This window comes from Frankia sp. CeTa3Moorea, assembly GCF_978021225.1.
Map to the genome: position 1 here is coordinate 25,706 of NZ_CDXDOR010000049.1, position 7,595 is coordinate 33,300.

Consider the following 7,595-nt stretch of genomic DNA (forward strand, 5'->3'; position numbering starts at 1 on the left):
GCGGCAGTCGGATCGGTGCCCTCCGAGATCGCGCGCAGGAAGGCCGGCGGGGTCAGCAGGTTCAGCCCGAGCGCCGGGGACAGCATCTCGAAGATGCTCTCCGAGGCCCCGACCGGCGTCCCGGCGTACTTCTTCTTGATCGTTGCGATGAGATCGGTGTACGGCTTGAGGGTCGTGGCGGTGAAGGATGCCCGCTGCTGATCGAAGTAGCCCGCGCCAGCGGGGTCGATCTTCTTGTAGTCGGCGGTGACCTGGTCGATCACCTTCGCGACGTCATCCGGGTTGTACCAGCGATGCGGGTTGTCGCCGTCCTTCGCGCCGACCAGGTCGCCGACGGTCAGCGTCACCCGCCCGGCCGCCGGGTTGGCCGCCGCCAGCTTGCCCGCCCACGGGTCGTAGCCGACGCCGTTGTCGATGAACAGCCGCGCACCGGCGATCGCCCGGCCGTCGGCGGGGGTCGGCTCATAGTCGTGCGGGTCGGCGTCGGGATTGTCGATGATGCTGGTGACCGCCACCCGATCGCCCCCCAGCTGGGCGGCGATGCTGCCCCAGAAGTTCTCGGCCGCCACCACAGCGATCTTCCCGCTGCCGGTGGCGCCGGTCCCGGTGTCCTCCGACGAGGACGTCCCACACGCGGCCACGACCATCGCCACGCCGGCGGCCACTACCCCCAGGCCGCGCGGCATCCGCCCGGGCCGCACCCGCCAGCGCCGCACCGTGACCAGCCGTGCACCATCCACCACGATCTCCCTGCTTGTCACCCGACCGGACCTGCTAGCAGTACCGGGATTCATTTTCGCAAAGGTAGCGGCTAATGGAAACCGTTACAAGTTCGAGTTCAAGCGGTCGGCAATGACGCGGGGCGGGCCGCCCATCCGCCCATCCGCCTGCATGATCGACCAGGTGCTTTGCCGGGTCGGACGCCCTGCGCCGTCCATCGGGGGCGCGCACCGGGCGTGCACCGGGTGTACGGAGGCGGGACGCGCCGCATCGCACGGCAGATCCGGCGGGGTGTCGGGGTGCGCCGCCGCGGCGCAATCGATCTGCACACGGAGTATCACTGTCGATATTGACAACGGTTGTTGTATCCAAGACAGTGGTGATCGTTGTCGCTGCCACCAGCCCAGGAGGTATCCATGTCCCTGACGGTGTCGCCCGACCTGTTGGAGCAGGCCGAACAAGGTCACGTCGACGAGGCCGACTTCCTCGCCTGTATCCGCACTTCCCTGCCCTACGCCTACGGACTGGTCGAGCGGCTCGCCGGCGAGCTGCCCACCGCAGCCCGCGACTTCGCCGACAACCAGACCCCGCCCGCGGACGACGCCGAGCAGGGCCAGCTGTTGCGGGCGATGGCCAGCACCTCGATACGCGCGGCCCTGGAACGGCACTTCGGCGTGGCGCTAGCCTTCCAGAACTGCCATCGGCTGGCCGCTTTCCGCCCCCAGGCCACGGGCGGCGAGCAGTACCGCCGCTTCATCTCCCCGGAGAGCCAGGTCCTCAACCAGCAACCGGAATTCGTCAACTGCTAGCCTGGGCTCCCGGGATATTTTGATCTCGATGGCCCGGCGGGCCGGTGTTGTCCATTTTGTACCTGATTTGTCCTGGACGTTCATCCACCGGCCCGCCTGGCCCCTGATCAGAATCGGGTACCACCCGCAATATGGCGTCGATCGTGGGGAGCGTCGAGGCAGACGGACCTCCTACCTCGCGTTCATCGACGCCACGAACACCAAAGCGTCGATCGCGCAACGGGACAGGGCGCTGTGGCGTGTTACCGCTACCGCGTTGGGATGCTCAGGATGACGTCGCGGCCCACGCTGCTCACGGTCGGATGCGCGGGCGGTGCTGGCCTGTGCCCACACAGCCCGAGGTAGTAGGTCACCACACCCTCGAAGTCGCCGCCCCGCTTCACGTGGACGACATTCGTTGTCCGGCCGAGAGGGAAGAGGTTCCTCGGAGCGGTGGGTTGACCTTCGAGGTTGTGTGCGGCGGCGTTGTGGAAGGTGACCTTCACGAAGGATCGTCCCAGCACAAAGACCCGATTACCGGATCCGTCCTGGATCAGCCCCGATCTCGGCACGTACTCGGCTCTGACATCTTTCGGCGCCGACGGCCGGAAGGTGAAGGTGACGATGTCCACCCGGGCGCTGGCCGCGTGGGCGAAGCGGATGTGCATGAGCACAGGTGTGACCGGTGGAGCCGCCGCCCGAGAAACCCCCACCTCGCTGAAGACCAAGCTGAGGGTGAGGAGCAGGACGGCGCTCGTGACTGTGGCGATCCTTCTCATTTCTGGTTCCTTCTTCTTCGCTGCCTGAGGGGCGCCGAAAGGCGTCCAACCTGATGCGTGTAGCCGAGCGTCTTGTGGTGGTGCCCGGGCCGGGCCAGGCACCGCACGCAGAGCGTGTGCGCCGCTCGCCCGGACCGTTTCCGGGTAGCTGGCGCACGGCAATCGGTATGAGTCAGGGCCCTGCCACGGAGGGAGACACAGATCACCGTTATGAGCCTCGGTGAAGGCGTTGGTCCTTACTCCGTGCATGAGGCCACCCCCTCGGGGGTTCCGCTCGCGGCCTACAGGTTCCGCCCTGCCCTGAGGGGCGTCAACTCGGCGAACCGGAGGAATCCGGGCCGGTGGCTGGTGGCTGGTGGCCTAGGCTGGAACCGTGCACGACGGCACAGTGACGCTGTTCCTCTGCGGCGATGTGATGCTAGGCCGCGGCGTCGACCAGATTCTGCCGCATCCAGGCGACCCGAGACTTTCCGAGGGATATATCCGGGATGCCCGCGCCTATGTCGAGCTGGCTGAAGCAGCGAACGGCCCGATTCCTCGCCCGGTCGACTTCGCCTGGCCCTGGGGTGACGCACTGCCCGTGCTGGATGAGGTCCAGCCCGATGTTCGGGTAGTGAACCTGGAAAACAGCATCACCCGGTGCGGTGACTTCGCCGCCGGAAAGGCGGTTCATTATCGGATGAGTCCGGACAACCTTCCCTGCCTGGCCACCGCCCGGCCCGATGTGTGCGTGCTGGCGAACAACCACCTGCTGGATTCCGGCCACCGAGGGCTCGTCGAGACCCTCGACGCGTTGTTCGCGGCCGGGCTGAGAGCGGTGGGAGCCGGGCGCAACGCGGACGAGGCGTGCAAACCGGCCATGGTCCCGCTCGGCGGGGGCCGGCGGGTCCTGGTCTTCTCGTTCGGCCTGCCCTCCAGCGGTATTCCACGGGCGTGGGCCGCGGCCCCGGGCCGGGCCGGCCTAGACGTCGTCCCCGAACTGTCGGACGCCACCGCCGAGGAGGTGACCACCCGCGCCCGGCGGGCGAAGCGCCCCGGTGACCTCGTCGTCGCCTCCATCCACTGGGGATCCAACTGGGGCTATGACGTAGACGACGACCAGATCCGCTTCGCCCACCGGCTCATCGACGGCGGTGTCGACGTCGTGCACGGGCACTCGTCGCACCATCCGCGTCCCGTCGAGGTGTACCGGGACCGGCTTGTCCTGTACGGCTGTGGCGACTTCATCAACGACTACGAGGGCATTACCGGCTACGAAACGTACCGGGACGACCTACGGCTGGCGTACTTCGTCTTCGCCGAGATCTCCACCGACCCGCCCGGCGCGACGCTGACCGGCCTGCGGATGGTGCCCCTGCGGGCACGGCGGATGCGGTTGTGGCGCGCCGCACCCGAAGACGCGGGGTGGCTACGGGGAGTTCTCACCAGGATCAGCCGCGACTTCGGGACACAGTTCGACCTCAACGCACCCGGCGTGCTGTCGCTGCGCCAGCCAGGAGCGAACCCTCGATGGTGTGCTCCAGCGCTTCGGCAGCCTCGGCCAGCGACGAAGGCCGGAAGATCAGGACCGGTCCGTCAGACACGCTCACGCCGGCGTGGGGGCACCAGCCGGCTGAGCACGTCGAGTTCCGCCAGCCACAGCTGCCCCAGCCAGGCGTGGTTCGGCACGCTGGCACTGGCCACGAACGTGACACCGACCCGCTCGTCGATGCCCAGCATGGCGACGGCCAGATGCTGACGTCCGACGAGTAGTTGGCCCGTGCCGACCAGCCCGGTCACCGCACGTCCCGCGACAGCCAGCGGCCCGCGCATCGTTCGGGCGTTGCTCGCCACCAGGGCCATCTTCCGGGTCTGGGCCGGGTAAGCGGCGGCGCCCGCGAGCATGCGGGGCGAGGCGATCGTCGCCATGGTGGAGAAGTGGTGACGTTCCACCACCCCCAGCCCGCCCTTCTTCATGCGACGGGTCTCCGCGGCGATCCACGCCAACCGCCGGCCGGGGTCCGGCTCCCCGCAGGGAAGCGGGACACGCACGCCCGAGGAATAGTTCGACAGCACGTTCCGTTCGGCGGCGGTCCGGAAACTGATGGGCATCAGCGCATGGAGGGGCTGCCGGTCCCGGCGCCATTCGGGAAGGGACCACGTCCGCAGCGCCCCGGCGAGCGCGGCGAGATAGACGTCGTTGACCGTGACATCGTGGTGGCGGGCCACGGCGCGCAGCGTGCCCAGATCGGTGGTGACCCAGGAATGTCGCGCCGGCCCGGCCGGCGGTCCGCCCCAGGCGTCGAGGGCACGGGTGGGAGCCAGGCAACGCAGCCCCCGGCCGACGAAACCCGCGTAGTCCGAGGGCCGCGGCCGGCGGATCGCGGGGGGCAGACCGAGGTCGAGTTCGCCCTCCCCCCCGAAGAGCAGGTGCAGCGCCTGGTAGAGCGCGAAGCCGTCCTGCTGGATGTGGCTGGTCCGGTACACCAGCACCGTCCCGGACGACCCCGGGGCGCGCAGCAGGTAGAGCATCCACGGCGGCCGGCTGATGTCGATCGGCTGGGCGGCAATGCGGTCGACGGCGGCACGCAGCCGCGCATCGCCGACACCACCGACGCCCCGGTCGGCACCGCTGGCACCGGCGGCGGACGGCAGGTCCAGGGCGACGACGTGATCGTCGACGTTCAGGCCCGGACCGGAGACCCAGAGGGTCTCGTTCGCCGTCGGGCGGCGACCGGAGCACCGGACCGCGACAGTCTCGAGACGGTCGGTAAGCATCCGTGCCCGGGGGCCGCGCAGCCGCTCGGCGACGTGCGCCCGCAGGTCCGCCAGCTCCAGCGGGGGGCCATCAATGAACAGCAGCGCACCGACGTCCTGGAACTCCCCGGGATTGAGCCGGGTGAAGGCGAGGTAGGCCCGGTCACCCGAGGTCAGTGGACGGGCGTACGCCCGCTCGGAACCGGCCTTCGTGACCACGTCGAGCAGGGCCATCAGACGCTCCCCCGCCCCGTCCGGGGGCGCGGGGCGCGGGCCCGGGAATCGGGCTGGGCAACTTCACCAGATTGACACGTCAACACGCCAAAGACACATGGGCCCATGTACCTATTACTCCTGATTCCGAGCAGGCCGCCGGGGGTCTGTGTCGCACGTCTCCGCGGAATATCCCCGAATGGGGAAAAGAGCACCGTACGGCACCATCATCTGGCGACAATCGGATATGGCGTCGCCAGCGCAAGATAATGACACGTTTATGACATCACCACGAAAGGGCTATGGCACCGCTTCATCAGACGCACCGCACAATGGCCGCTGGATCGTGTTCGCACGCATCCCAGTCCTCACGCATCCCAGTCCTCGCCACGGCCGTCCAGGCAGCGGGCGAGCCAGTCGGCGGCCCTGACGAACTCGTGGTCCGTCATGCTCGGGGGTACGGACGGGGCGACCTCGTCGGCGCGGGGGTAGGACCCCAAGAAGCGGATCTTCCGGCAGATCCGGTGCAGCCCCATCAGGGCCTCGCTCACCCGGCGGTCGCTGACGTGTCCTTCCGCGTCGATCGAGAAGCAGTACCGGCCCAGGCCCTCGCCGGTCGGCCGGGACTCGATCCGCATCAGGTTGGCCCCGCGAACGGCCCATTCCTGCAGGAGTTCCAGCAGCGCGCCCGGCTCGTCCGCGGCCGGCCACACCACGATGGACGTCTTGTCCGCGTTGGTCGGCGCGGTGGCGCGGCCTGGACGGCCGAGCAGGACGAAACGGGTGGTGGCGTCGGGGACGTCGTGGATGTCGGTCACGAGGGCCTCCAGCCGGTAGCGCCGCGCGGTGAACTCCCCGGCGAAGGCGCAGTCGAAGCGCCCCTCCCGCACCAGCCGGGCCCCCTCGGCGTTGGACGCGGCCGATTCCCACTCCGCGTACGGCAGGTGAGCCGCGAGCCAGCGGCGTACCTGGGCCCGGGCGACCGGGTGGCCGGTGACGGTCTTGACGTCCTCCAGCGTGGTGCCCGGCCGCACGAGCAGCGCGAAGCTGATCGGTAGCAGCACCTCACGGCAGATCATCAGCGGCTTGCCGGTCGCGAGCTCGTCCAACGTGGCGGTCACTGCCCCCTCGACGGAGTTCTCGATCGGTACCAGCGCGCCGGACGCGTCCCCGTTGCGGACCGCGTCCAACGCCTCCGCCACGGAGAGAGAGGGGAACAGCTCATGCGTCTCCGTAGCCGGCAGCGTCCGCAGCGCGGCCTCGGTGAAGGTCCCCTCAGGGCCGAGATAGGTGTAGCGGGGGGAGTAAGCAGGCAAGACAGACCTCCTAGGACCGGGGCGGGCAGCGGTCATCGCCTGCTGGTAAGGCGGTGGTCAGAGGTGCAGTGGTCAGAGGTGGCGCAGCAGCACCATGGGGTCTTCGACCGCGTCGGCGACAAAGCGCAGGAAGGACCCGGCGGTGGCGCCGTCGCAGACCCGGTGGTCAAAGGTGAACGAGAGCTGCACGACCCTGCGGACCGCCAGTTCGCCGTCCACCGCCCAGGGCCTGGGGACGATCCGGCCGATGCCGATCATCGCGGCCTCGGGGTGGTGGATGATGGGCGTGGAGCCGTCGACACCGAAGACGCCGTAGTTGTTGAGCGTGAACGTGCCGCCGGTCAGCTCGGCGGGAGTGAGCGTGCCCGCGCGGGCGGCGGCGGTCAACCGGGCGATCTCGGCGGCCAGTCGAGCGGTGGTCAGGCCCTGAGCGTGGTGCACCACGGGCACGACCAGGCCGCGCGGGGTCTGCGCGGCGAATCCCAGGTGGACGGCGGCGTGGTGGCGCACGCCGGTCGCGCGGCCGTCCGCGTCGGTGACGACGGCGGAGTTGAGCGCGGGAAAGCGGACCAGTGCGGCGACGCAGATGCGGGCCAGAATCGCCAGGAGACCGATTCTGGGCTCGGTGCCCCCCGTGTTGAGGGGGTCGTTGGGAGTGTCGTTGAGAGTGTCCTTGGCGGCGAGCAGTGCGGTGGCATCCGTGTCGACCCAGCAGGTGGCATCCGGCACCTCGCGCCTGCTGCGCACGAACGTCTCCGCCGCGCGCCGCGCCAGCGGGTCCAGCGGGACGACGGTCGAGTCGGTCTCCGCCGGGCGCGCCGGAGCGGAACGTAGGGCGACGGCGGTCTCCACGTCCCTGCGCAGAATCAGCCCCTCCGGGCCGGTGCCGACGAGTTTTCGGAGATCGACGGCGTTCTCGCGGGCGAGGCGGCGAACGAGGGGCGAGACGACCTTGACCACGGGCTGGACCACGGTCTGGGCGGAAGGCCCGAGTGGCGTCGCCGGTCCGGGTGCCGGTCCGGGTGCCGGGGTGGGTGCCGGGG

At 69.5% G+C, this 7,595-nt stretch carries 6 protein-coding genes and 1 pseudogene; 2 read left to right on the forward strand and 5 right to left on the reverse strand.

Annotation, left to right across the window (positions count from 1 at the left end):
- A partial coding sequence (locus AC08OV_RS11210) for a metal ABC transporter solute-binding protein, Zn/Mn family (protein WP_476619629.1) occupies positions 1-761 on the reverse strand: 761 nt, incomplete at its 3' end.
- Between the two features lie 375 nt (positions 762-1,136).
- Here AC08OV_RS11210 and AC08OV_RS11215 point away from each other — a divergent pair.
- Positions 1,137-1,529: an SCO5389 family protein gene (locus tag AC08OV_RS11215; RefSeq protein ID WP_462189038.1), complete on the forward strand. Its 393-nt coding sequence runs from the start codon at positions 1,137-1,139 to the stop codon at positions 1,527-1,529.
- Between the two features lie 248 nt (positions 1,530-1,777).
- On the opposite strand, the gene AC08OV_RS11220 is transcribed toward AC08OV_RS11215, so the two are convergent.
- The gene (locus AC08OV_RS11220; RefSeq protein ID WP_476614781.1) at positions 1,778-2,287 is read right to left on the reverse strand and encodes an AMIN-like domain-containing (lipo)protein; all 510 of its coding nucleotides are present in this window, start codon (positions 2,285-2,287) and stop codon (positions 1,778-1,780) included.
- A gap of 388 nt (positions 2,288-2,675) precedes the next feature.
- Here AC08OV_RS11220 and AC08OV_RS11225 point away from each other — a divergent pair.
- Positions 2,676-3,512 (forward strand): annotated as a pseudogene (locus AC08OV_RS11225) (CapA family protein); the annotation flags it as partial.
- 350 nt (positions 3,513-3,862) lie between these two features.
- Here the strand turns inward: AC08OV_RS11225 and AC08OV_RS11230 are convergent.
- The 3 genes from AC08OV_RS11230 to AC08OV_RS11240 form a co-directional block, all read right to left on the reverse strand.
- Positions 3,863-5,257 (reverse strand): WS/DGAT domain-containing protein, encoded by a 1,395-nt coding sequence (locus AC08OV_RS11230; RefSeq protein WP_476614783.1) that lies wholly within the window; start codon positions 5,255-5,257, stop codon positions 3,863-3,865.
- A gap of 347 nt (positions 5,258-5,604) precedes the next feature.
- Entirely contained in the window at positions 5,605-6,552 is a 948-nt protein-coding gene (gene pheA / locus AC08OV_RS11235) for a prephenate dehydratase (protein ID WP_476614784.1), read from the reverse strand.
- Positions 6,553-6,624: 72 nt separating this feature from the next.
- Positions 6,625-7,595: dihydrolipoamide acetyltransferase family protein (locus AC08OV_RS11240; RefSeq protein WP_476619630.1), on the reverse strand; the 971-nt coding region annotated here is incomplete at its 5' end.

What these genes read in the sequence shown, in the direction of transcription:
- AC08OV_RS11215 (WP_462189038.1), top strand. Translation starts at nt 1,137, where the DNA reads ATGTCCCTGACGGTGTCGCCCGACCTGTTGGAGCAGGCCGAACAAGGT.
- AC08OV_RS11220 (WP_476614781.1), bottom strand. Translation starts at nt 2,287, where the DNA reads ATGAGAAGGATCGCCACAGTCACGAGCGCCGTCCTGCTCCTCACCCTC.
- AC08OV_RS11230 (WP_476614783.1), bottom strand. Translation starts at nt 5,257, where the DNA reads ATGGCCCTGCTCGACGTGGTCACGAAGGCCGGTTCCGAGCGGGCGTAC.